Here is a 25048-nt window from a genome sequence, read left to right as displayed (position 1 = left end):
TTTTCACAGCACGCGAGGCCTCGGCATTTGTTCTCGAAATCATTTTGATTTCGCAGACGATTTTTTCCACCATGGCGTTTCATCATCGCCAACGATCTTCTTAAAGCAGGCTGTGATCCTTGCGAGCTTCGCACCTGAAAGGTCTTGAGCCTTGGCCTTTTTCCCCGCCGCTATCTCCATGGCTGACATCCCTCGAATCTTCGCCTCAATGGCCACCTGCTCCTTCGCTGTCCACCCGCCCTTTTTCAATTCTCGTTTGAGCCGTTTCCCTTCCTTTTGTGCAGCATGGAGCGCATTCTTTGCCGTCTGCTTTTTTTGAAGATCAATCAAGGCATTCAAAGCGGCCATGGCTTCTGTCTGCCACTTGCTGCCCTGCTTCTGTTTCGCGGGACGTTCGGGCCATTCGGCTTCTGGCAATGCACGATAATAGTCCCCCTTTTTTGATTTGCGCGGTCGCAGTCTCTTCAAGAGTTGCAGGAATGCTTCTGCAAGCTCGCTGTCCCGCGTGTCCTTCCAGACAACTTTCAAAGCCAGGACCTCACCCCCTTCGTTGTCCAGTGCGCGGAAATGTCCTCTCTGCTTCGTCCGCGTGTTCATCGCTTCTTGATCGCTCGTGGTCGCATGCAGCGCTTTGTCAAAGCTGATGACATCCTCATGACCTATCGTTTTTCCGTACTCCTCCTTGGCAATGATGACTCGATAAGGAATGTTTTCTGTCTTGGTCGCTTCTTCGTTTTTTGCCAGCCTCACTCTATCGCGCACCACCTGTCCTATCACCCAAGGATCAAGCACCGGCCCGGCATCCGTAAGCATTGGCCCCGTGTAGCAATGAGATTCATTGCAGCTCATGGCAAAAGACGCAGCCCATTTGCGTTCATGCAGCGGGATGAGAGGATAGGGAGCATCTTCCACCAGAAATTTGCCAAGGCTTTGAATGACTGCCTCCGCATAGCCTCCGATTCTCCCATGCAGTTCTTTAATTTTTCTTCGTGTCGTAAACTCTAATGGGTGCATGGCACAACCTCCAAGCCGGGGCTTGCTGCTAATGCGCTTGGGGATGCGCATCTTTTCCGGCATCTCCTGCTTTATAGTCTCATGCATCACAGCAAGTTGCAGCAGCGTCACGGACTGCCGGGCATACTCGTAATAAACCGGCAGTAATCTTTCGGCTCTCTCCCACTGCTGGCGAATAGGCTCCCGCTGCTTGTCCGTGAGTTTGTCCCACAATTCCGGCCTCCACTGGCTGCCACCATGAAAGCCGCCCCCTTCCGGCCCAAAAAAGCGAAAGCAATCAGCAAAGCTCACTCTCTTGGAATCGGCAGCCACCTTGCGCTTGGCTATGATCTCCAGCGCTTTTTGTTTCGCGGCTTCAAGGCGGGCATGCAAATCTCTCTTCTCTTCTCCATTCTCCCAGGCTCCAAGAGCATGTTGCACATCCTGAAACTCTTCACTGCTCATTGCACTGCATTTGCTGCCAAACTCAATGCCCAAGGCTTTCTTCTCCTCCCTGGTCATCTTGCAGGCTTTGCGGGCTATTTCGACCCGACTAGCTGACAGCATGGAATCTTTCCATGCTGGAGCAGCAAGACGCTTGAGCGGCCAAGAAACCGGCTTCTTGCCCGCCTTGATTCGTTCCTGGTTGAACTCATCCTTTTCGCTTTTCGGCAGTGCGTTCAGGCGTTCCCGTTCACGGTTAATGTCGGCAACATCTTCCTCAATGTACCGCTGCTGATTGTTCCGCTCGAGAACCATCCACGCCTCAAATCTCGCGTTGGCAATCTCCTCCGCCTCGCTGCCCACCATTCTCTCAAGCATTGACGTCATGGGCGAACATTCTCACCGCTCTGGCGATGGCAACCACTTTACACGGCATCCAGCGCGGGCGCGGGAAGATTGGAAAGACGGGCGGCATGAGCTCCAAGAAGGCGGGGAGACTCTTTCTGAGCGGGATTGCTCTTTACCGCGATTTCAGCTATCCTTAGCCAAGCCGACGATGACTGGGTGCTGGCAAGACGTAGGCGAAAGCCCTCCACGAACCTGAGTTGCCCAGTTGTCGAAGGCCCGCTTCCATCCATCGCGAATTCTCAGGAGGGTGCTTGGAAAGAAGAAAACCAGCCTCGGGCGGGATCAGAGAAAGAAAGAGAGTGTTCTCTCTCTTCTTCCGGCTCGTCTCACTCGGATCAGGCGCGGCCAATGCAAAAATTTTTCCCTCCCAAGAATGGATAATGAGGCCTCGCCTCACCTGCCTTGCTCACCCCCTCCCCCCCTATCAAAGTTATCGGCGGCATTGTCTTACTTCTTGTCTTACTTTGCCCATATTTCAAAGTTACTTCTTTGAACTTCAAAGAAGTGGAGGCGAGGGGAATTGAACCCCTGTCCGAATCACCGTTGCCCGTAGCGTCTCCATGCTCAGTCTCATCTTTGGTCTCGGTGGGAGGCGGCTTGAGACAGCCTACTCTTCACCCAGCGTCCTGTTTAGTCTCGTTTGTGACCCGGTCGCCCGGCCGCCAAACCAGCCTGGTAGTGGCATCGCTCAGGCTACCAGACATTGCCTGAAGGATGTCGCAGTGCTTAAGCTGCGAGTGCTAGCTCGTTAGAGTTTGCATTTATGTTTTTGATCCGGTGTTTAACGAGGCCAACGAATCATCCTCGGCATGCAGCTCCGAACTAAGACGACCCGTCGAAACCAGTACGCCCCCGTTTTGGAGTGGAAGGGAAGATAGTACATGCCGGCGGGATTGCAAGGGGGGAGTGGAGCGAGGCAGGATACGCCGAAGGAGACGCAATGGGGCAGGCTAGAACATGGGGCCAGGCGCCGAAGGGACCGGATGAGGAGAGCGAATGCGAGTTGCTGGAGGACGAGTTCGAGCTCGAGGACGAGGACGAAGTGGCGTTTCGCCGGTCAACGTCCGCCTCATTCCGCGCTCGACAATCGGCATTCGACATTCACCTTCCCCGCCCCCATGTCTGCCCTGAAGCTTCACGACACACTTTCCCGCACCGACCGCGAAACCATGCCGCTCGATGGCAAGACGCTGCGCTTCTACTGCTGCGGGCCGACGGTCTATGGTCCGGCTCACATCGGCAACTTCCGCACCTTTGTGGCGCAGGATGTGATGCGGCGTGTAGTGGAGGCCGCCGGAACGGCGACGCTGCATGTGCGCAACATCACGGACGTGGATGACAAGACGATCCGGGATTCGCAGAAGGCGGGGCAGACACTCCTCGATTTCACGCGGGGCTGGACGGAGAAGTTTCATGCGGACTGCGCGTCGCTGAATCTGCTGCCGCCGCATGTGGAACCGAGCGCCGTGGCACACATCCCGCACCAAATCGCAATGATCGAGAAGCTGGTGGCGGGCGGGCATGCATACGCCGCGGCGGATGGGAGTGTGTATTTTCGCGTCTCGTCCTTTAAAGACTACGGCAAGCTGAGCCATCTGGAAGATCGAGAGCTGCGCCTGGGTGCGAGCGAGGCGGCGAGCGCGACGGACAGTGATGAGTACACAAAGGATTCGCTGACGGACTTCGCGCTGTGGAAGGCGCGGAAACCGGAGGACGGGGAGAATTTCTGGCCCAGCCCTTGGGGCGAGGGCCGGCCGGGCTGGCATTTGGAGTGCAGCGCGATGATTTTGGAATACCTAGGCGAAGATTTTGACCTGCACAGCGGTGGGGTGGATCTCATTTTCCCGCATCATGAGAATGAAATCGCTCAGAGCTGCTGCAGCACGCATGGTCACTTTGCGCATCACTGGATGCATGTGGCGCACCTGATGGTGGACGGCGGAAAGATGAGCAAGAGCATCGGTAATCTATACACGCTGGCGGATCTGGCCGCGCGTGGGTACTCGGCGGCGGAGGTGCGGTATGTGCTCATCTCCGGCCACTACCGTGCGCCGTTGAATTTCACCATGCACAGCCTGGACTCCGCGCGGCAGGCGCTGCAAAAGCTGGCGAAGGCGGACAAGGGGCTTTCTGCCGTCTCCCCTGCCCTGCCCGAGTTGAAAAACGCAGGCCCCTTTGGGGAAGCCTGGGAGACGCTGCTGAATGATCTGAACGTGCCGGGTGCGCTGGGTGGGATTTTTGGGGTGCTGAACAAGCTGAAACCCGCGGCGCTGTCCACCGAGGAAGCGGCGGCGGCACGTGGCGGGCTGCATTTCATGCTCGGTGCTCTGGGCATTGTGCTGCCACCGGTGGCGGATGATACGGCCGTGGATGTGCCTGCGGAGATTCAGGCAAAGGCGCAGCAGCGCTGGGATGCCAAGCAAGCGAAGGACTGGGCTGCCGCGGATGCTTTGAGGAAGGAGCTCGAAGCCGCCGGGTGGCTGATCAAGGACAGCAAGGACGGGTTTACGGTGGTGCCGAAGTGAGGCTGCTAAAGCAAGAGGGCGAGACCCGCACGGCATGGTAGGGCGCCGGGCCTTCCAAGCGCCGTCACACGTTTCCTGGCTCTTGGTACGCACGCTCCCATTGCGGAGAAAAATTCCCCCGCTCCCCGGCGCAGGCGGCAGCATCGTGGTTCGCACAGTCCTCTGTGCGACACGCAAGCCGCCTGATTCACAAACCACAACACGCAGCTCAAAATCCAGCGCTCATCCTCGCCACGCAGGGAGCGTAAAGAACGCAATGCAGGCGATGCCACTCGGAGATACGTGCGCAGGGTTCAGTCCAAGCGCAGACGCTGGGCCGCGGGTAACCGCACAGAGGACTGTGCGGACCACGATGGGGCCGCCTTCGGCGCGCCCTCCGCCCAGATCTACCACACCGCCCCCACGCTTTTGTTTTGCTTTTTTCGCCAGCTCCGCACAAAAAGCGTCGTTAACAGTCAGCCAACTCACCTCAACATAGCCAGCACCCGCCACAACCATGAAACGCCTTGCCTCACTCCTTTTCGCTCTCGCCGTTTTTCCTTTGCATGCCGAGGACTGGCAGCCGGAGGCGGGGTTTACTTCGCTGTTTAACGGGAAAGATCTGACAGGCTGGTGCTTTCGGGCGAAGACAGACCGCAAAGACCCAAATCCGGGAGCGATCACGGAGAAGCACGATGGCAAGACGGAAGCCGCCGATGCGGGCCGCTACATCGTGAAGGGCGGCGTCATCGCCGTGACCTTTCCGACGGAGATGGACAAGCTGACAGGGCAGATCTACACGCAGGCGGAGTTTCCGAAGAATTTCATTCTGAAGCTGGAGTTTCGCGCCAGCGTGAATGCCGACAGCGGCGTCTTCATCCGCAAGCCGCAGCTGCAATGCCGCGACTACCTTGTGGCGGGTCCTTATAAAGAGCTGAAGGCCTACAAGCCGCAGGAGTGGAACCAGATCGTCGTCGAAGTGAAGGACGGAGTGGCGCACTGCACCTGCAATGGCGAAGTGCTGGAGGCCGCGCTGCCAATGCCGCCCACAGGGCCGATCGGCCTGGAGGGAGACCGTGGGGTGATGGAATACCGGCACATTCAGATCAAGGAAGTGCCATAAGGCCTTGAAGCGACTACCGGGTCATGGGGCCTCATACCGGCCCCTCACCCGACCTTTGACTTCGTCTATTTTCGCTGCGCTACGATTCCCCGAAGGCTTGCTGGGCCAAACACGTCCTCGACGAGGAGAGGGGAAATACGCTGGCATCCCTTGTTTGTTTTGAGATCGTTACAACGCGAATCTCCTCTCCCCGTCCAACGCGCAAGCGCTCCACGATTTCAATCAATAGGGCTTCTCGCCGTCGATGTTTCCGCTGGGGTTGTAGTTTGCGACCACCACCACCCTGCCGTTTCTTCCTCTGGCCAGGCCAAATCCCACCATGGTGCTCTTGGCCCAAACCATCTGCGTGTAGTGCCCGGTGACAGCTTCTGGTTTGGTGGGAGCGCTGTATTTGACGTTTCCGGCGTCATGATCGTACATCGCCTTTTCGGCCAGCCACGCATTGGCTGCGGTGGCGGAGGTGAAGCCGCCCGTGCCCCAGGCGATGTTTTCTCCATACTTCGAGGCAGGCCGGTGCTCGAGCGCATCGGTTTGGGCGATATGGTCGGCCCATTCCTGGGCTGTCTTCGCCAGATCATTGGACCACTCCAGAGGGGGCGCTCCTACGGCCGAGCGCGCAGCATTGTGCACCTGTAGAAACTCGATCACCTGAGGATCTTCCGCATTCAGGGTATCTCTGACGGTTCCCGCAGGCCCAGGGTCCTTGCCAGGCATGGTCTGCGGAGCAGAAGCAGGTGCCGGCGCGCCGCCGTTCGGACTGCCGGGAGTGACGATGGTGAGAGAATTGACGGTCTTGGTTTTCCCCGGCGCAGATGGAATCACCACGGCGACCGGCGCTGGCGCTGGTGGAGCGACAGGTGCTGGTGCCGCAGGCGCCGCCGGCCCGATCTTCCCGCTGTAGCCCTTGGGCACGGGCGCGCCTTTCGGAGGCACACCAAGGACGAAATGTGGTGCGGTGTTTTGCGCACCTACGTGAATCCATTTAACGCCACCTTTCGGAAGCTGGAAGATCAGAGTGGCCTTGTTGTACGTCGGAAAAGGAAAGGGCGTGGCACCCGTCATTGCAGGCACCGAACTGACATCCGGCACGAGTTGCACGAGTCCCTGTGGATCCACCCAGTAAGGGGTGATGGGCTGGCCGGTGTAGTTGTACAGAGAAAGCGTGACGGCCGCTCCGCCAAGCACCGATGGCGGCACCTTTCCGATAGGCGGGGGCTCCCAGCAGCCAGCCCGGCGGCATGGAGTCCGGAAACGCTCGAAATGAGCAACACACTCAAGGCCATGAATTGAAATGCTTTCATAAGAACTAAGGAGCAGTGACCGACAACGGTTAACCCGTTTCACCTAAGTGCCAAGAATATATTTCCACACCTGCAACGCAACGTCTTCGCTAGAGAATCAGGATTCTCACGTTTTCCGGCCAGTGAGAAAAGAAACCTGGGCCGCGACCGATGCCTCTCAATGAGCGATTGAATCCATGCGGAGTCGGGAGCCACCGAGACGCCGTGATAATTCCGCAGCCTGTCATGGCCGAGATCAAAGCTGGCCCGGGTGTTGATGCCGAGCACCTGGCCGCCCGCTTCGATCACCGGGCCTCCGCTGTCTCCGGGAGTCACCGTTGCGGTGTGCTCCAGCAGCCTCCAGCGGGCTCCGGGAGGATTCGCCATCACGGGGCCCAGGCTGGTCACACAGCCGCCACTGTAAGCTATCCCAGGGCGTTTCTCGCCGACATTCCCGCAGGTGAAGATGGGCGGGCCTTTTTTCAGCTCGTCAAATCCGGCGAGCTTGTGGGTCCGGTACGGTGTCAGGGGGGCGTGAATCAAGGCAAGATCGGGCTCGCCCTTTTGCACATTGCCCCGCCAGACAATGTCCGGCTTCACGCAATGGAACTCGCCGTCCGAAGCCAGAGCGACGAGGGCAAGCCGGGGCCTGTTGGCCACGCGCAAGACATTGTGCGAGTTGAACAAAACCGCCCATCGCAGGGCGGCATAGTCCAGCGCTTTTCCATCCCCGATCTTCCGGTGCGTCCATTCCTTGAGGCTGGCAGGCCGCCGTGCATTCAAAGTGGCCACAGCGCGCTGCATGTCCCGCGCCCTCAGCGGCGGTGCCTCGGGCTCCGCCATGCGGCTGCCGCGAAAAGGGACGCATGATTCGAGCAGGAAGCTCACGCACAGAGCGCCTACGACATGGAAAAAAGAGAATCTCATTGGCCAGCGGTTTGAGTCTGGCTGTGCGAGTATCTTCAATGCCGAACGCCTGGACCACATGCTGGTAAGTCTTATCCAAAACCTGGAGAGGCAGGCAAAAACAATTTTTGAATGAGTTTCAGAAACGACGCGCCCCCCGCATTCCGCTTGAGTTTCCCGCCCGCGCCGCCATCAGGTGGTCGCAAGATGTGCTCCTGCGTAGCGTAGCTTTCTTCCCCCCTTTTTGCTTCCATAATGAAAAACCTCTACCGCCGCGAATTTCTCCGCGATCTCGGCATCTCCGCCGGGGCGCTGCCGTTTCTTGCCGGGCTGCCCAGCCTGACGGGTGCGCCGACACCGCAGAGGAAGCAGCGGCTCATCATCATGTTCTCGCCGAATGGGACGCTGCCGAACGAGTTCTGGCCGGACCAGGAGGGGGCGGATTTCAGCTTCAAGTCCATCTTGAAACCGCTGGAGCCGTTCAAGGAAAAGATGCTGATTTTGCATGGCGTCGCCAACAAGGTGAAGGGCGATGGCGACAGCCACATGCGCGGCATGAGTTGTCTGCTCACTTGCGATGAGTTGCTGAAGGGCAACATCATGGGTGGCGGCGGCAATCCGGCGGGATGGGCGAGCAGCATTTCCATCGACCAGGAGCTCAAGAATTTCCTGCAGAGCAAGAAGGAGACGAAGACGCGCTTTGGCTCGCTGGAGTTTGGCGTGGCGGTGCCGGAACGTGCGGACCCTTGGACGCGCATGTGCTATGCAGGCGGGAACCAGCCGGTGGCGCCGATCGATGATCCGCACCAGATTTTGAAAAAGGTGTATGGCAAGATGAAGGACAAGGACAGCCTCGTCAGCATCCTGGACGACGTGCGCGATGACCTGAAGCGCATCTCCTCCAAGCTCAGCGCGCGGGACAAAGCCCTGCTGGACCAGCACATGACGCTGGTGCGCAGCATGGAGCAGGATCTGGCGGATGCGGACAAGCAGGGCAAGCTGGCCCACCCCGTGCCGCAGGTGGACCCGAGCATCGAGCTGGTGAATGACAACACGCCGCAGATCAGCCGCATCCAGATTGACCTGCTGGTGAACTCGCTGGCGAATGACATGGCGCGGATCGGCACACTCCAGTACATGCGCAGCGTGGGCATGGCGCAGATGCGGTGGCTCGGAGTGGAGGAGGGGCACCACTCGCTCTCGCATGATCCGGATGACAAGAAGGACAGCTACGAGAAGCTGATGAAGATCAACACATGGTTTGCGGGCGAGTTTGCCTACCTGGCCAAGCGCCTAAGCGAGACGCCTGAGGCGACCGGCGGCGGCAACATGCTGGACAACACCCTGCTCGTCTGGACCAACGAACTCGGCAAGGGCAACACCCACACCCTGGACAACATCCCCTACATCATGGTCGGCGGCGGCTGCGGATTCAAAATGGGCCGCAGCCTGAAGTTTGAAAAAGCGGCGCACAATCGCCTGTGGATGGCCGTGGCGCAGGGCATGGGCCATGACTTGCAGACCTTTGGCAAGAAGGAGCTGTGCGAGGGCGGCGCGCTGGTGCTGGCATAAAGACGCCGTGGCGCGCGAGAAGCAGCGGTGATCGCTGAATGATCCAAACAATACGGGCAACGTTGCCGTTGCCCGTATTGTGATTTTGGAGGGCGCGCAGGGCTGGCAGAGGTGCCTGGGCGCTCAACGATCAATGACGGTGGTCGTGATCGTGGTCGTGGTCATGACCGTAGGCGTTCCCATTGCCGTGGCCGTAACCGTGGCCGTTGCCATGGCTGGAGGAGTTCCAATTATGCGGGTAGGTCTGGCCGACATTGGCATGGTGGTACTGGGGGTGGCTGCTGAGATTCAGCGGCACCGAGGGCGAGGAGCGGATCACGTTATGGGAGACACCGTAAGGACGTGGGGAGGACATCCAGGAGTTGCCCCGGTTATAGTGGTACGTCTGGGTCTGCGGATGATAGTAGGTGGAATATTTTGGGTAGTAGGTGTAGTTGCTGCGGCCATAGGCTGGAGCGTAGGCACTGTTACCAGGCCGATAGCCACCGTAACCGGAGCCGTAGCCTGGGCCGCCGACGCCAGCGCCGACATAGGTATCGCAACTGGTGAAGGTGAGAAGAGCTGCGGCGCAGAGCAGGAGAAAGCCGGCTTTGCCGGACGGGGAGGTTGGATTTGCTTTCATGAGGAGGCAAGCATGGGGTGGGAGGAGGGAAAAGGCAATGCGCCTGAAAACAACCGGGGTATCCCCCATGCGCCTCTCGGGGCAACCGGAGGAAGGGGGTAGCGCGAACCGGCGCTTGCAAAGTACGCCAATCTCGCCAAGGAAGCAGGCCCATCTTATGCCAGCCACCCCAGTCATCAACCTCCGCAAAGGACACGCCGTCCGTTACAACAACGACGTGTGCGTCGTCACCGACACCGAACTCAAGACGCCGCCGCGCATGGCGTCGTTCGTGCAGATGTCCGTCCGCAGCATCACCATCGGCAAGATGTACAACCTGCGCATGACTTCCAATGAGTCGCTTGAGTCCGTGAACCTCGTCAAAGACAGCCACGAGTTCAGCTACAAGGACGGCGACGGCTACCACTTCATCCACCCCGAGACCTTTGAAGACGTGCTCATCGGCGAAGACAAGCTGGACGCCAAGACCCGCGGCTACCTGATCGAAGGCCAGAAGTACCTCGTCGTGTTTGCGGACGATGTCGTCGCCGGCATCGAACTGCCAGCGAACATCATCATGACCGTCACCGACAGCCCTGCTGGCGTGAAGGGCGACTCCGCCAACAACGTGTACAAGGAAGCCACCACGGAGTCCGGCATGCGCGTGCAGGTCCCTCTTTTCATCGGCCCTGGCGACAAGATCAGCGTGAAGACCGAAGACGGCACCTACCTGGGCCGCTCGAACTGAGTTTGAGCTGAGTTCATTGAATCAAGAAACGCCTGGGTGTGAAAGCGCCCGGGCGTTTTTGCGTTTGGACTCACCTGTCCATTTTTGCCTGCCCTCAATGCCTCCCAAACGATTCTTAAAGATCGCCTCCGCGATGGCCTCCTGCTGCTGGCCGTGGCCTTGATACGTGCCGCCTTGGAGCCTTCGGTGACATGCCAGGAGTTTGAACAACGCATGGATGCCTACTTCAGTGAGTCGGGATTTGAGGTGATGTTCAAAGGGACCGAAGAGGCAGCCTCCGTGCCTCTGCCGTTCTGCCCGCACATGCACTCTCTCTTTGTCAGGCGTGAGCACTCCTCCGCGGCTCCCACCGGTTTTACTGATTCGGTGCTGCGGTGGAATATCGCCCGCGTCGGAGGTCCGGCATTTAAACTTTTGGTGCGCTACTACGACGGCCATGCGGTGCGCGTGGTCATTTGCTCGTACGTCAAATATACGAAGGAACGGCGCGATCTCAGAGATGCGCTGGCGAAAATGTTTCCGCATGTCCAGATCACCTTTGAAGATTTATGCCCGCCAGATTGGGCACGCGTCGTGCAGTGAGCTGAGCTCGCTGTTCCAATGCAAAACCGCCTGATCATGGGAAGCGGTGTGGCGTTTCGTTTCCGGGGTTGGAAGATCGCACACCATCGGCAGCACGGGACAATCCTGTCCGTGAAGAGCGCACCCTCTGCAGACACGATTGCCCGCACTACTCCTGACGGCTTATCCCCGCCTCTTCGTCAAAGGCGAGGGCGGCCATTGCGCGATAGCACCGGAGAGGTTTGGCGAGAGCAGACCACGGAAATAAAGAGGCAGCCTAAAAACCTGTAGCGGCCACTGATCAGAGAACTGAAGGCTTAGGTTAAGACAGGGGCACGGCCTGAAAAAACAGGAAGGGATACATCCATCCAGAGGTGCGGGTGCGAAAGGCAGCGCGTGGCGTCCCACGTCCTGAAAGAACACCAACACCCAACGGAAGCATGACCCCTCCCACCCCAACCTCGAAAACAAACCACTCGCGACGCAAAGGCTCCACTGGAGCCTTTTTCGCCGCAGCCCTGCTAGCTCTTACCAGTTCATATCAGCCGGCCAATGCAGGCCAAATTTGGACTGGCACCGGTGTGACCTCTGCGTGGTCAGACAACGGCAACTGGGGCGGCACCGCACCCAATTATGCTGTGGGCCTTCAGTTTGGGGGAATCTTGAATCTGGCTGCGGTGAATGACGCCACGGCCACCTCCGCCGGTCTTTCCTTCGATGCGACTGCAGGTGCTTTCACTCTGAGTGGAAATGCCATCACTCTCGGAGGCGGCCCATTGGGAGGCATCATCAACAATTCCACCAACGTGCAGACCATCGCCTTTGGTGGAACTGGCGTGACCTTGGGCGCGTCTCAGACGTGGTTTTCCGGCCTTCTCCCCGGCGGCGGGCTGATCGTGGGCTCAGCGGTCGATCTGGCAGGTCAGACGCTGACGATCAATGGCTCTAACAATACCACCCTCTCCGGTCCGATCTCGGACTCCGGTGCGGGTGCCGGCCAGATCAACAAGGTGGGCGCGGGCACACTTCTTTTGAGCGGGACGAACACCTTCACCGGCCCAACCACCGTGACTGATGGCCTCCTGCAGCTTCAAAACGGAGCAGCGATTGCCGACACAGCCACAGTCAGCGTGACAGCACCGGGCGCACTCGCCCTGCTCTCCAGTGAGACCATTGGCACACTGACTGGCAGCGGCAATACCAACCTGAACGCCAACACGCTCACAGTCGGCGGCAACGGTGTTATCGCCGTCCCCGGAGACAGCGTTTACAGTGGCAACCTGACGGGCGTCGGCGGCTCGCTCGCCAAAAACAGCGCGGGCATCTTCACGACCTCCGGCACCAACACCTACACCGGCACCACAACGGTGAACGCGGGAACGCTCAACGTGCTGGGCACCCACACCGGAGGCGGCGGCTACACCATTGCCCCTGGCGCGACGCTGGCAGGCACGGGAGCCATCACCGAGGCACCGGGTGCTTCCATCACTGAAAACGGCGCGATCGTGGTTGGCGATGCCACCCTGGCCGTTCCCGTCGCCTCCACGCTCACAGTGGTCACGTCCGGTGCGGGCGCGATCAACATGGGCGTCGGCAGCACTCTGGTGGTCGATCTCTTCACAGGCGCAGGCCTTGGCAACAACAACGCCGTTCCCGGCTCCTCAGACACCTTCATTCTCGGCGGTGCGCTGAACTCCGTGGCAGGCGGCACTTTGGTCATTGCCAATCCGAACGGCCAGACAGGCTTCACCGGCGGGGATAGCTGGCAGGTGGTCACCCTGCTCCCCGGCGCAACCATCACGGGCAATCTGGGCCTCACCGGCAATCTGGACACCACCGCACTGAATCTCACCGCCACTCAGGTGGGCAACTTCAACCAGACCTCCGGTGTCTTCACCATCGTCGATACCCTCACCGGATTGCAGATGGCCAATGCCATGGGGCAGGCCGTTCTGGCCGGTGCTGAGAGCGTGCTCACGGATGTGAACGGACGCCTCTTCTTCCTCCGCGCCGGTCAGGGCGATCTGGCCGACCAAGACGAGTACGATCAGGGCGTGGTCAGCGGCCAGGGCGACAAAAACCCCGCGCCACCTCCCGCCGCGCAGCGCCGCCCAAGCCCCGGCAACTGGGAAGTGTTTGCCACGGCCAATTACAACAACGCCCGTCTCGGTGCCCTCGGTGGTCTGCAGGCAGGCGTGCAGTCGGACAGCTGGACGCAAGGCATCGGCGCAGAAGTGCACCTCACCTCAAGTCTGGCTCTGGGCTTCGCCGCCAACTGGCTCGAATCCCGCCAGACCTTCACCGGCAACGTCGGCTCCATGGACATGAACGGCTACGCACTGAGCGCCTACACCTCCTATGTGAAAAAGGCCTTCTGGGCCAATCTGCTCTACAGCTTCGGCAACTATGACATCGACACCACCCGCAACCCCATCGGGTTTGCCAGTGCTCAAGGAGACACGAATGCCTACACCAACTCCATTCAGTTCAACTCCGGCTGGAACTTCCGCTTCCAGAACAACAGCCTGGTGACCGGCCCCTTCATCGGCCTGGACTACACCCACGTCTCCGTGGACGCCTATAGCGAAACCGGCGGCGGACTTGCCGCTCTGGCCTACGGCAAGCGCACTGCGGAGTCCCTCATCTCCCGCATCGGCTGGTCGGTGAGCAAGTATGTGCCCACCGACTTTGGTGTGATCACAGCCCAGGCCCGCCTGAGCTACGAGCGTCAGAACCTCAGCAACAACAACGGCACCACCGTGGGCCTCATCAACCAGCCCTTCGTCGTCGGCAACGGCGCGCAGAGCTATGGCCGGGACTACATGGTCGCAGGTGCCGGGCTGAACTTCCAGTTCACTCCCGCCTTTGGCATGCTGTTGAACTATCAGGGCCAGTTCTTCCGCCAGAACGTGCAGGCCCATTACGTGGGCCTGCGCTTCAGCTATAAGTTCTAATTCATGCTTGAAGGACGCCTGACCGTGAAAGCGGTCAGGCGTTTTTTTGTTTTTACCGGGGGGGATTGACCTGCCCCCCGGGTTTGGGAGCAGCAGGAAAAAGGAACTCTGCACATGGCGGAGCGTTGTGAAATCAGGATGATCCCTCTCCTTGAAGCTAGGGCTGAAAGGACACAGGAACACCCTTCTCGATGAGGTCGTAGAGTAGATTGGCAAGGTAGTAGGTGGTGCTGGTTTCTTCGGAAGAATAGACTTCGTCGTAACTAAACTTAACATGTTTGGCGGCGACATAGTTCAGCAGCATGATGCGGTAGCGCTCCTCGCGCTCGCCGTGCCCGGGCGGGAAGGTTATGTCTCCCCAGCCCGTTTTTTTCAACGCGGCGGTCTCGGCGCGGAGCTCTTTTTCGCTTACTTCATTCTTGGGAAACTGGCAGTGCACCGCAGTGGTCTTCCACACACCGTTCTGTCTTTCGTAAACGACCTGGAGCAGGCCGGGGTCCATCGTGATTACGCCGTCGTCCCCAACAATGACGCTGCAACTGTGCAAGGAAGGAAGGCTAAAGACAGAGGTCAGATCGACAGTGTAGTTCTTGGTCGCAAGGAGCAACATTGAAAGAGGATGAGCCGCAAAGCTATGACCGCCCTGTCCAGAGCTGCGATCATGAGCGCCACCCCGTGACTGCACATAGCCATCAGAAACGGCCACGAAAATAGCACCTCGCGGAGTGGCCCCCACAAAAGTGGAAACTCTCCGCTGACTGCCATGCAAAACGTTCGACTGCTCGACTTTTCTGATGCTGTCACGCGCGAACCGCGGGTAGCTGGAGGCCATGCTGACGGTGTCGCGGCTCTGGCATGCGATGAGGCTGAGAATGAGTATGCCGGTGAATAGATGTCGCATGACTTTTTGCAGCATGGGTGGCCCCATCCTCTGCGGGTGGTCTGACGCTGCAAGAACTGATGCATAGCAAAGCAAGAAGCCTTGAGGGCTTCTTACCCAGACGGAATCACGATGATCCCTCTCCTCCATCAAACGCCAGCGCCGCCATCTCTCGATAATACGATGACGTTTTCAGCAGCTCCTCATGCGTGCCGCTGGCGAGGATGCGCCCCTGATGCAGGACATAGATGGTATCCGCCTGGATGATCGTGCTGAGGCGGTGGGCGATGATGAGGCTGGTGCGGTTGGCGCGGAGGCGGGAGAGGGCAGTCTGAATGAGGCGCTCGGATTTCACATCGACGGCGGAGGTGGCTTCATCGAGGAGGAGGATGGGGGCGTCTTTGAGGAAGGCGCGGGCGAGAGCGAGGCGCTGGCGCTCGCCGCCGCTGAGGAGGACGCCGCGCTCGCCGACCTGGGCAGAGAGGCCGTCGGGATGGCGGCGGATGAAGTCTTCGGCGCAGGCATCGCGCAGAGCGGTCCAGAGTTCGTCATCGGTGGCGCTGGGTTTGCCGATGAGGAGGTTGTCCCGCACGGTCCCGGCGAAGAGGAAGGCCTCCTGGGTGAGGTAGGCGAGGGACTGGCGCAGGAAGCGTTTGCTGAGGTTTTGAACGGGGGTGCCGTCGAGCGTGATGGTGCCGCTTTGCGGATCGTAAAAGCGCGTCAGAAGCTGGAAAAGGGTGCTCTTCCCAGAGCCGGTGGCACCGACGATGGCGATCGTCTGATGACGCGCGGCGCGCAGCGTGACGTCCTGCAGCACGGGTTTGTCCGCACGGTAGCTGAAGGTGACGGCGCTGAAGGCGATCGCTCCCTGCACGGTGGGGAGCGACTGGCCGGCATCGAGATCTTCGCCCGTTTCGTTGTCGAGGATGTCGAAGACGCGCTTGGCGGCGGCAAGGCCGTTGAGAAGGGTTTGATTGACGCCGTGAAGTCGCGCGATGGGCTCGTAGAGAAATCCGACGAGGAGCAGGAACTGCATGAGCTGGCCGGGCGTCATGCTGCCCTGCACGCACCACCAGGAGCCGGCCATGAGGAGGAGGACGAGGCCGCCATTGCCGAGGAGCGTCATCGAGGGCGAGTAGAAGGCCCAGGCCGCCATGAGGCGCGTTTGCTTGTCCTGCAGCGAGCGGCTGGCAGCGAGGAACTTCTGCTGCCGCGTCTCCTCGGCGGTGTAGCTCTTGATCTGGCGGATGCCGGTGATGGCATCGTGCAGCGTGGCATTGAGCGCGCTGGTGGCCTCGCGCGCGGCGGTGGCGCGCGGAGAAACCCAGCGGGAGTAGATCCACCCGCCCGCGGCGATAAGCGGCGTGGGCGCGAGCACGAGCAGAGCGAGCTGCGTGTCTGCCACGAGCATGACAATGGCGGTGACGATGATCTGCAAAATGGCGGTGCAGCCCTGCTCGATGCCTTCCAAAATGACGCGCTGCGTGGCGGGCACGTCATCGGCTAGCTTGGTGAGGATGTCTCCGGTGCTCTGGTGGTCAAACCAGCTCAGCGGGAGGAGTTCGATCTTGCGATGAAGCTGGCTGCGCAGGTCGGTGATCATGCGCTGCTCAAAGGTGCAGTTCACGCGGGTGCGCAGGTAGAAAAGGCATTCCCGCAGCGTGAAGGCCAGCAGGGCCAGACCTCCCGCACGCCAGATGAGATCACTGCGCTTCTGCGGAATGATTTCATCCATGAACCAGCGCACGACACCGGGAAAAACAAAAATGAGCGAGGTCCCCGCCACCGCGAGAGTGAACTGCCAGGCGGCAATACGCCAGTGGCCACGTGCAAACGCGAGCAGGCGGCGCATCGCGGCGCGGTTGGTCATTGGCTCGGGTTCGGGCTTGTCGTCCATTTCAATGCGCAGGTAAAGCAGACTCCTTCCTGCTGCTCCACAGATGTGCAGACGTGTTTATTTCAAGTGCCATGCGTGGAGGTTTTAGAGCCTGAAGGAATCATGATAAAGGCACAAAGACAATCAATGATAACCCGAGGCAACCAGGATATCATTGGCATTTGCCCTTTGAGGCCGTTTGTGAAAGCCGTTACGGCGCTGGCATGCGAGACCTTGGCGGCTCCTGCGTCAGGCTGATTCTTGTGAGCTGAAGGCTCAAATCCACGGAAAAGCCGTGCATCGCCATGAGTACATTTGGTAAGGAGGCTTCTCCTTGACAAAAGAGCGTGCCATGGCTATCCTCGCCTCATGCGCCCATGTCGCATGCTCTCACCGTAGAGAGCTTGGGCCACTCAAGTGACCCGAATGAAACACATCGTATCCGTGCTGCTTCTGATGATGGCCGGCCTCTCTGTCGAGGCGCAGAATGTCTCTCCTGAGGATTTTCGGGATGACGCGGTGCGGCGGCTATTCACCGAAACCCTGCGCGACACCCAGTCCAGGCAGATGCAGGCGATGCATGCCAAGGCGCGCAAGGCGGGCTGGCGGGAAGATCACATCAAAGGGCCAAAACGCCTGCTGATAGGCGAGATGGGCGGCGTGCCTCTTGTCATCGCCCCGTTCAATGCCAACGCCGCCATCTCCAGCGGGGTGACCTTGGTGCAACGCGACCTGCCCGCCATGCAGGGCGGCGGACTGCAAGTGGGCGTGTGGGATGGCGGAGCCGTGCTCTCAACCCATCGGGAGTTCAATGACGGCTTCATCTCCCGCGTGACGGTAGTCAACAACGTGGCGGCAGACAACCACGCCACCCACGTGGCCGGCACCATCGTTGCGCGGGGTGTGGACTCCAAGGCGCGTGGCATGGCCCCACAAGCCCGCATTCTGAGCTACGACTATGATTATGACACCTCCGAGATGTCCTCCCTGGCGGCCGCCTCCATGCCGCTCAACGGCAAGCTCCTGCTCTCCAACCACTCGTACGGCTTCGTAAACGGGTGGGGCTTGGACGAAAAAACCAACCGCTGGTATTTCTATGGCCGCCTGGCGGACCGTGAGGACTTCAAGTTCGGCCTCTATAGCGACAGGGCGCGGGACTGGGACATCATCTGCGCCCAAGCTCCCTATTATCTGCCGTGCAAGGCAGCAGGCAATGACCGGTCGGACGGCCCCCCTGCCGAAAATGAGCCCTTCTACTATTTCAATTCCAACAACCAGTTGAAGTCCAAGAACTACTCCGCCGCCGTAGATCCACCGGAGGATGGCGCCACTTCCTCCGGGTGGGACACCATGGACACGACCGCATGCGCGAAGAACGTGCTCACCGTGGGCGCGGTGACGCGTGCCGTCAGCGGCGGCGTGCGAGATTACAACAGCGTGATGATGACAAGCTTCAGTGGATGGGGGCCCACGGACGACGGGCGCATCAAGCCAGACGTCGTGGCGGATGGCGTGGACGTTTATTCCTCCTTTGTAACTCCTGACGGCAGGGCTAGCTATGACTACCTCAGTGGCACCAGCATGGCCACGCCTGCCACCACGGGCGCACTCGTGCTGCTGCAGCAGCTCTATGAGAGCACGCACCCCGGCCAGTACCTGCGAGCCGCCACGCTGAAGGGACTCGTCATCAGCACCGCACGCGACATGGGCGCTGCGGGACCGGACTACAAATATGGCTGGGGCTATGTGGACACGCGCGCCGCCGCCCAGGTCATCCAGAACCACTCAGCCTATCCCAATGGCCAGTCCCTGCTGGAGCGCCAGCTCTCTCAGGGAGCTGTGGACACCTACACCGTACCCGTGCGCGGTGGCCGCACCGTGCGGGCCACTCTGTGCTGGACGGACCCCGCAGGCCCCTCCCGAGGTGCCATAGGATCCACCAATGTGCCCCTGGACAATGCTGCCTCCGTTCTGGTGAACGACCTGGACATGCGCATCTCCATGTCCTTGATCAACAACACCCCCTATGTCCTGAACCCCGCCTCTCCGAACAACACTGCCACGCGTGGGGACAATTTTCGGGACAATGTGGAAGTCGTGGAGTTCACACCCTCCGCCAGCGGCACCTGCCAGCTCACCGTGCAGCACAAGGGCACCCTCACGGGCGGAAAGCAGGCCTACTCACTCATCATCACGGGCCACGACTACGCCAGCGCGCCGCTGCTGGGCCTCTCCACGGAAGGAATTGCGGTGGAGTCCGTGGCCCAGGGCAGCGCGCCCGCGCCTGTCAGCTTCCTGGTGGCAAATGTCGGAACTGGCACGCTAAACTACACCCTCGCGGCGGATCAGCCTTGGCTCAGTGTCTCACCCGGCTCAAACTCCAGCGCGGGGGAGTCTAACAGCCACACCATCACCTTCAACACCAGCCAGCTGGCTCCAGGGACGTACACGGCTACCATCACGGTCTCCCCGGCAGGGCTGCCAGCGCGTTTCATTGCGGTCTCAGCGCTGGTAAAGGCGGCCTTCCTTTCTCTGGAAGAGGCCGTGGACTACATGCGCTACTCCATCTCCACCGACAGCGCCTCCAAGTGGTTCGGCGTGCAGGACTCCGGTGCCGTGGGCACGGATGCCGCACGCAGTGGTGGTGTGGGGCACAATGAGTCCAGCCAGATGCGGTGCTATGTGCCTGCTGGAACGCTGACCTGGAAGTGGAAGGCCTCCTCCGAGCAGGGGCATGACTTCCTCCGCTGCCAGATCTGGACAACGGACACGCCGCCCGTGCTGGTGGTGGACCGCAGCATCAGCGGGAGCACGGGATGGATTTCTGAGAGCGCGGACCTCCCCTCCGGCAACTACTACAGTGTGACCTGGAGCTACACCAAGGACGCCAGCGGCGCCTCCGGTTCTGATTGCGGCTGGGTGGACTCCATCTCCCACTCCGCGAGCGGGCTGGAGGGCTACTACGTGGCCGCCCCGGCCGCGGTGGATGTGGTGGCCACCACCGGCCAGATCATCCCCTCCCGCACTGTCACGGTCTTCACCGTGGATCGCGGGGGGAATCTGGTGGCGGCCCTGCGGCAATTCTCGGCGGATGGCCACAGCACTGAACCATTTCAGGGCAGTTGGCTGAGCCTTACAGTGCCACCCGAAAGCGGCAACTTCAACGGTGGCGAGCCTGACAAAGTGGTGTTGAGTTTCAACACCAGCGGCCTCTCAGCCGGCATCTACCGTGCCGCCCTTGTCGTCTATGACCCGGTCCGCTACACGACCGCCAGCATGCGGTCTGTGGAGGTGCCGGTGACCCTTAGCATCGGCAGCAGTGGCGCGCAGGTGCTGCCCCAGTCTGCCGCTGCAGGCTATGGCAATGTGTGGCAGTTCGGTGCCTATGACGCGGCGGTCTCCACCGAGTTCTTCGGGCAGAACCAGTATGGAGCGCCGTCCATCTCGGCTGGTTTCGGCAGCACGGAAACCGGTGACACCAACTCCCTGCAAAGCGCCGCCATCAAGGATGGTGAGCAGAGCCACTTCGGTGGTCTTTTCACCGGCCCCTCCACCTTGGGCTGGCAGTGGCGTGTCTCGAGCGAGCCTAACAATGACTACCTGGAAGTGCTGCTGGATGGTGAGCCGGTGATTGATGCCACTGGAAACCCGATGCGCATCTCCGGGGAAACTTCCTGGCAGAGCTGCTCCCTGGCCCTGACCTCCGGCAGCCACCATGTCTTGTGGCGTTACGTGAAGGACGGCTCCGTCTCCGCAGGCACGGACGCCGCGTGGATCGACAACATCAGCCTGGAGGCAGACAGCGCTGGCACGGCACCGCGTGTCGCCCTTTACAAGGGAACCGAGCTCCTGCCGGTGAACCGTCTGGCCAATGGTGGGGCCGCCACCAGCTACCCCGCCACGGCGGTGGACTCGGCCGTGCAGTGGCAGATCTTCACTCTTCAGAATGAAGGCAGCGCCGCTCTTCAGATCAGCGGCATCAGCATTCCTGCCACTGGGAACTTCCAGGACTTCCAGCTAGACACCTCCGGCACGCAGTTGCAACTCGCCCCGGGTGCCAGCACCAGCTTTGCCGTGGCCTTTGCCCCAACCGCCATGGGCGCACGGGGTGCCACCGTGCAGATCAGCAGCGATGACGCCACGGATGGCACCTTTGTGGCCGGTGTCGCAGGTTCCGGCGTGGCCGTGGCGGCCACCTTTGGCACGGCAGCAGACGTCCCCCTGACCCGCAGTGGTTACTCTGCGGCGGGGAAGGCGCTGAGTTTTACGCTCAACTACGCGCCGGATCCTGGCACAGACCTGATCGTGGTGAACAACACCGGGCTGCCCTTCATCACCGGCGTTTACTCCAACCTGGCTCAAGGGCAGCTCGTGGCCGCCACCTTCGGCGGGCAGACCTACAACTTCGTGGCGGACTACTACGGCGGAAGTGGAAACGACTTGGTGCTTCACTGGGCTGGCAGCCGAGTTTTTGCCTGGGGGCGCAATGACTACGGCGAGGTGGGAGACTCCAGCACCACCCAGCGCAATGCGCCCGTGTCGGTCCTGACCACAGGCGCGCTGGCCGGGAAGACGGTGACCAGTGTGACGGCGGGCCAATTTCACAGCGTCGCGCTCTGTTCAGATGGCACCCTGGCCGCCTGGGGCAGAAATATTGAGGGCCAGCTCGGGGACAACACACAGACCAGCTCTTCCGTGCCCGTGGCGGTAAATGCAGCACCCGGTTCCGCCCTGAATGGAAAAAGAGTGGTGGCCGTGACGGCGGGCGAGTACCAGACCCTGGCCCTCTGCTCAGATGGCACGGTGGTGGGCTGGGGCTGGAACGACCAAGGAGAACTGGGGGATGGAACGACCACCAACCGCAAGCTGCCGGTGGCCGTGAACACCGGCGCCAGCTCCGCCTTAAATGGAAAGACCGTGGTGGGCATCTCCGCCGGGTACCAGCACACCCTGGCAGTGTGCTCGGACGGTACTGTGGCCGCCTGGGGCTACAACAACCACGGTCAGCTCGGGGACAACACCCAGACCCGCAGGTTGCTGCCCATCCTGGTCAACACCACCCCCGGTGCCTCCGCCCTGGCAGGTGCCACGGTGGTGGCCGTCTCTGGCGGTGTGGACCACAGTCTGGCCCTGCGCTCGGACGGCCTCGTGGTGGCCTGGGGTGGCAACAACTTCGGCGGCGGCCAGCTTGGAGACAATTCCACTACAGACCGCCTCTTGCCCGTGCTGGTGAACACCGCCTCCGGCGTCTCCGCCCTCTACAACAAAACCGTCGTGGCGATCGCCGGGGGAGGCTATCATAGCATCGCGCTTTGCTCCGATGGCACCCTCACGGCATGGGGCAACAACAACGAGGGGTGTTTGGGCGACAACACAACGACCACGCGCACAGTGCCGGTGGCGGTGAATACGGCTGCGGGATTGTCCGCCCTCAATGGAAAAACGATTGCACGTATCGCCGCCGGCCACTCCCACACCTTGGTCTCGTGCACGGACGGCACAGTCTTGAGCTGGGGCAGGAACGACTTCGGCATGCTGGGGGACGCCACCACCACGGCACGCTCCGTGCCAGTAGCGGTGAGCCGGGCGAACTTGGTCGCAGCAGAGCGCTTCGCCACCACCTCCAGCAGGTCGCAGGCCTGGCACACCCTGGGCCTCGTGGCAGGTGCCCCGCCGATTATCAGCACCACCGCCCCATCCAGTGTGACGACAGTTGCTGCCACCTTGAACGGCACCTTCAATCCCCAAGGCATCAGCACCAGCCTGTACTTTGACCTCAGCACAGACGGTGCCACCTTCACCCCGTACAGTGCCGCGCCGGCCACCTCCTCCAGCCCTGCGGCGGCGGACTTCTCCCTGCCTCTCCAGGGCCTGACCCCCGGTGGCACATACTACTACCGCCTGCGCGCCGAAAGTGCCACGGGCAGCGTCATCGGCGCCACACTCAGCTTTGCCACCTTGGGGCAGCGCCAGGGCTGGCGGCAGCTCTATTTTGGCACCACCTCCAACATTGGTGACGCCGCAGACGCCGCCGATGGCGACAGAGATGGAATGGTCAACCTCCTGGAATATGCCACTGGCCGCAATCCCACGGTCTCTGACCCTTTAACGACCGGTATCTCCCGCAGCGGAGGGAATCTGGAGTTCACTTACGCGCGTAACAAGGCCGCCGTCGCCGAAGGCTTGGCCTTCCAAGTCGAATGGAGTCAGTCTCTCAATGGTGGTTGGAGCACCGCCGGGGTTACGGAGTCAGTCTTCTCCGATGATGGAACCACCCAGCAAGTGAAGGCCTCGTTTTCCGTTGGCAGCCAGCAGAGCTGCTTCGTACGCCTCAGGGTTTCCAGCCCGCCATGATGCCGGGCGGTTGAACGGATCAACGACAGGGGCGCAGAGGTGCAGTTTACTCGGGTGCGCACGTAGAACAGCGCCTCGCGCAGCGTGAAGGCCAGCAGGGCGAGGCCGCCGGCGCGCCAGATTAGATCACTGCACTTCTGCGGCATGATTTCATCCATGAACCAGCGCACGACGCCGGGAAAAACAAAAATGAGCGAGGTCCCCGCGAGAGCGAGAGTGAACTGCCAGGCGGCAATGCGCCAGTGGCCACGTGCGAATGTGAGCAAGCGGCGCAGCGCATGGCTGTGGGTCATTGGCTCGGTCTTGTCCTCCATGGGGTGAGTGGCTAGACGAGCGAGCAGGGTGAGGGATTCAAACCGAATGTGGAATGGCATGTCACGGCGTGCGGCCCAAGGAGCGGGACTTGCCAAGTCCCGGCCTGGAGACACACCGTAATACCACCCTCACCTCCCAAACCGCAGCACTTGGCAAGTGCCGCTCCTCGGGGGGACGCTTGCGCTACGATCAACCCACCAGATGCACCTGCGGCATCGGCACCACGAATTTACCGCCACGTGCCAGGAACTCGCTCTCGCGCTTGAGGAACTCGGGCATGAAGTGCCAGGGGAGCACGAGGTAGTAGTCGGGCTTGGCGGCGCGGGATTCTTCTTCGGAGATGATCTTGATGTGGGTGCCGATGGTGTAGCTGCCCCACTTGATGGGATTGCGGTCGGCAATGAAGGGAACGAGGTCCGGGGTGACGTTGCAGAACTGCAGGGTGGTGCTGCCTTTCGTGGAGGCGCCGTAGCCGTGGACGACTTTGCCTTCGGCCTTGGCCTTCTGCAGGAAGGCGGTGAGGTCGGTGCGGATGCGCTCGATGTTGTCGCGGAAGACGGCGTAGGGGGCGTCGGAGTCGAGGGCCATTTCGAACTCGCGGATGCGGAGTTCCTGCACGCGGGCGGCGGCTTCAGCGGACGGTTTGACCTGGCCGGCATTGGCGACGACGAGGCGGAAGCTGCCGCCGTTCACGTCATTGAGATGGACGTCGATGACTTCGAGGCCGTGGTCACCAAAGAGGCGCTCAAGCACAGCGAGGGAGTAGTACTCCAGGTGCTCGTGGCAGATGGTGTCGAAGCTGTTGATGTCGAGCATCGCGGGGAGGTAGCTCTGCTCGAGGATCCAGATGCCGTCGGTGGCGAGGACGTCGGCGATGTCCTGCACGAAGGCGTGGGGATTCTCCAGGTCATAGAACATGGAGATGCTGGTGACGACGCGGGCTTTCTCGGTGGCGTGCACGCTCTTGAAAGCGCGGGCGGTGAAGAAGTCGTTCACGACTTCAAAGCCCTTGGCGCGGGCCTTGAGGGCGATGTCGGAAGGATCAATGCCGATGTGGCGGAGGCCATCGATCTGGTAGCTGGAGAGGAGGGTGCCGTCGTTGCAGCCGATGTCGAGGACGATGTCCTTGGGCTTGAGGGTGATGGTTTCCTTCACGAGCGCGGTGATGCCCGTGAGATTGTCGATCATGGACTGATTGATGCCGGACTCGTAGTAGTAGCGGTGGTAGAGCACCTTCGGCGGCACGGAGTGACGCATCTGCACCAGGCCGCAGGCGTTTTCATCCACGGAAGGGTCGCAGCGCACGAGGTCGAGCGGGACCTTGCGCTTGATGAGGGCGCTGCCATCGGCACTGGCAAGCACTCCGCCGATGAATTGATCTCCCAGGCTGACGACCGGGGTCAGGCTGCGGGAACCGCAGATGCGGCAGGTGTTGCGGGTGATGAGGACGGGGCGGAAAGCTTGGATGGCCATGGGTGGTTCCTCAATTGGCATTGATGCGCTGGCGTGTCCAGCCTGAGTTGTGGGGG

Annotated in this window: 14 protein-coding genes and 1 other RNA gene; 7 read left to right on the top strand and 8 right to left on the bottom strand. The window is 60.8% G+C overall.

Translation table 11 applies throughout. The features are described from left to right. Positions 1–39: 39 nt before the first annotated feature. Together ACILSO_RS25630 and ssrA are read right to left on the bottom strand one after the other, a co-directional pair. Positions 40–1824: a hypothetical protein gene (locus ACILSO_RS25630; RefSeq protein ID WP_395740326.1), complete on the bottom strand. Its 1785-nt coding sequence runs from the start codon at positions 1822–1824 to the stop codon at positions 40–42. Positions 1825–2347: 523 nt separating this feature from the next. Next, positions 2348–2699: a transfer-messenger RNA gene (gene ssrA / locus ACILSO_RS25625) on the bottom strand. Between the two features lie 264 nt (positions 2700–2963). Here ssrA and cysS point away from each other — a divergent pair. Both cysS and ACILSO_RS25615 read left to right on the top strand, forming a co-directional pair. Further along, positions 2964–4370 (top strand): cysteine--tRNA ligase, encoded by a 1407-nt coding sequence (cysS, locus tag ACILSO_RS25620; RefSeq protein WP_395740325.1) that lies wholly within the window; start codon positions 2964–2966, stop codon positions 4368–4370. Positions 4371–4866: 496 nt separating this feature from the next. After that, on the top strand, positions 4867–5472 hold the full coding sequence (locus ACILSO_RS25615) for a DUF1080 domain-containing protein (protein WP_395740324.1): 606 nt from the start codon (positions 4867–4869) through the stop codon (positions 5470–5472). Between the two features lie 222 nt (positions 5473–5694). Here ACILSO_RS25615 and ACILSO_RS25610 read toward each other — a convergent pair whose 3' ends face one another. Together ACILSO_RS25610 and ACILSO_RS25605 are read right to left on the bottom strand one after the other, a co-directional pair. After that, positions 5695–6669 (bottom strand): CAP domain-containing protein, encoded by a 975-nt coding sequence (locus tag ACILSO_RS25610; RefSeq protein WP_395740323.1) that lies wholly within the window; start codon positions 6667–6669, stop codon positions 5695–5697. 143 nt (positions 6670–6812) lie between these two features. Next, positions 6813–7679, bottom strand: a complete 867-nt coding sequence (locus tag ACILSO_RS25605; RefSeq protein WP_395740322.1) for a trypsin-like peptidase domain-containing protein — start codon at positions 7677–7679, stop codon at positions 6813–6815. Positions 7680–7913: 234 nt separating this feature from the next. Here ACILSO_RS25605 and ACILSO_RS25600 point away from each other — a divergent pair, with 234 nt between their 5' ends. Further along, positions 7914–9230, top strand: a complete 1317-nt coding sequence (locus ACILSO_RS25600; RefSeq protein ID WP_395740321.1) for a DUF1552 domain-containing protein — start codon at positions 7914–7916, stop codon at positions 9228–9230. Between the two features lie 130 nt (positions 9231–9360). On the opposite strand, the gene ACILSO_RS25595 is transcribed toward ACILSO_RS25600, so the two are convergent. Then, positions 9361–9852, bottom strand: coding sequence for a hypothetical protein (locus ACILSO_RS25595; protein WP_395740320.1), 492 nt, complete (start codon positions 9850–9852; stop codon positions 9361–9363). A 157-nt stretch (positions 9853–10009) separates the two neighbouring features. Between ACILSO_RS25595 and ACILSO_RS25590 the strand changes: the two genes are divergently transcribed. The 3 genes from ACILSO_RS25590 (at position 10010) to ACILSO_RS25580 (ending at position 14094) form a co-directional block, all read left to right on the top strand. Further along, positions 10010–10579, top strand: a complete 570-nt coding sequence (locus tag ACILSO_RS25590; RefSeq protein ID WP_395740319.1) for an elongation factor P — start codon at positions 10010–10012, stop codon at positions 10577–10579. Between the two features lie 213 nt (positions 10580–10792). Beyond that, positions 10793–11161, top strand: coding sequence for a hypothetical protein (locus tag ACILSO_RS25585; RefSeq protein WP_395740318.1), 369 nt, complete (start codon positions 10793–10795; stop codon positions 11159–11161). 419 nt (positions 11162–11580) lie between these two features. After that, a complete protein-coding gene (locus ACILSO_RS25580) occupies positions 11581–14094 on the top strand; it encodes an autotransporter domain-containing protein (RefSeq protein ID WP_395740317.1) in 2514 nt (837 codons plus the stop codon). Between the two features lie 157 nt (positions 14095–14251). On the opposite strand, the gene ACILSO_RS25575 is transcribed toward ACILSO_RS25580, so the two are convergent. Further along, a complete protein-coding gene (locus tag ACILSO_RS25575; protein WP_395740316.1) occupies positions 14252–15010 on the bottom strand; it encodes a hypothetical protein in 759 nt (252 codons plus the stop codon). A 91-nt stretch (positions 15011–15101) separates the two neighbouring features. Beyond that, entirely contained in the window at positions 15102–16871 is a 1770-nt protein-coding gene (locus ACILSO_RS25570) for an ABC transporter ATP-binding protein (RefSeq protein WP_395740315.1), read from the bottom strand. A gap of 405 nt (positions 16872–17276) precedes the next feature. Between ACILSO_RS25570 and ACILSO_RS25565 the strand changes: the two genes are divergently transcribed. Further along, positions 17277–23204: a S8 family serine peptidase gene (locus tag ACILSO_RS25565; protein WP_395740314.1), complete on the top strand. Its 5928-nt coding sequence runs from the start codon at positions 17277–17279 to the stop codon at positions 23202–23204. 504 nt (positions 23205–23708) lie between these two features. On the opposite strand, the gene ACILSO_RS25560 is transcribed toward ACILSO_RS25565, so the two are convergent. Further along, positions 23709–24992 carry a class I SAM-dependent methyltransferase gene (locus tag ACILSO_RS25560; RefSeq protein ID WP_395740313.1) on the bottom strand — a complete coding sequence of 428 codons (1284 nt, stop codon included), beginning with the start codon at positions 24990–24992 and terminating at the stop codon, positions 23709–23711. Between the last annotated feature and the right edge of the window lie 56 nt (positions 24993–25048).

Source organism: Prosthecobacter sp. (assembly GCF_044226605.1).
In the GTDB taxonomy this organism is placed as follows: Bacteria; Verrucomicrobiota; Verrucomicrobiia; order Verrucomicrobiales; family Verrucomicrobiaceae; genus Prosthecobacter.
This window is presented reverse-complemented; position numbering and strand designations above follow the sequence as displayed.

Excerpts from the sequence above, each read along its gene's own strand:
- ACILSO_RS25575 (WP_395740316.1), bottom strand. The coding sequence starts at position 15,010 with ATGCTGCAAAAAGTCATGCGACATCTATTCACCGGCATACTCATTCTC.
- ACILSO_RS25605 (WP_395740322.1), bottom strand. The coding sequence starts at position 7,679 with ATGAGATTCTCTTTTTTCCATGTCGTAGGCGCTCTGTGCGTGAGCTTC.
- ACILSO_RS25560 (WP_395740313.1), bottom strand. The coding sequence starts at position 24,992 with ATGGCCATCCAAGCTTTCCGCCCCGTCCTCATCACCCGCAACACCTGC.
- ACILSO_RS25580 (WP_395740317.1), top strand. The coding sequence starts at position 11,581 with ATGACCCCTCCCACCCCAACCTCGAAAACAAACCACTCGCGACGCAAA.
- ACILSO_RS25600 (WP_395740321.1), top strand. The coding sequence starts at position 7,914 with ATGAAAAACCTCTACCGCCGCGAATTTCTCCGCGATCTCGGCATCTCC.
- ACILSO_RS25590 (WP_395740319.1), top strand. The coding sequence starts at position 10,010 with ATGCCAGCCACCCCAGTCATCAACCTCCGCAAAGGACACGCCGTCCGT.
- ACILSO_RS25565 (WP_395740314.1), top strand. The coding sequence starts at position 17,277 with ATGAAACACATCGTATCCGTGCTGCTTCTGATGATGGCCGGCCTCTCT.
- ACILSO_RS25570 (WP_395740315.1), bottom strand. The coding sequence starts at position 16,871 with ATGGACGACAAGCCCGAACCCGAGCCAATGACCAACCGCGCCGCGATG.
- ACILSO_RS25630 (WP_395740326.1), bottom strand. The coding sequence starts at position 1,824 with ATGACGTCAATGCTTGAGAGAATGGTGGGCAGCGAGGCGGAGGAGATT.
- cysS (WP_395740325.1), top strand. The coding sequence starts at position 2,964 with ATGTCTGCCCTGAAGCTTCACGACACACTTTCCCGCACCGACCGCGAA.
- ACILSO_RS25585 (WP_395740318.1), top strand. The coding sequence starts at position 10,793 with ATGGATGCCTACTTCAGTGAGTCGGGATTTGAGGTGATGTTCAAAGGG.
- ACILSO_RS25595 (WP_395740320.1), bottom strand. The coding sequence starts at position 9,852 with ATGAAAGCAAATCCAACCTCCCCGTCCGGCAAAGCCGGCTTTCTCCTG.
- ACILSO_RS25615 (WP_395740324.1), top strand. The coding sequence starts at position 4,867 with ATGAAACGCCTTGCCTCACTCCTTTTCGCTCTCGCCGTTTTTCCTTTG.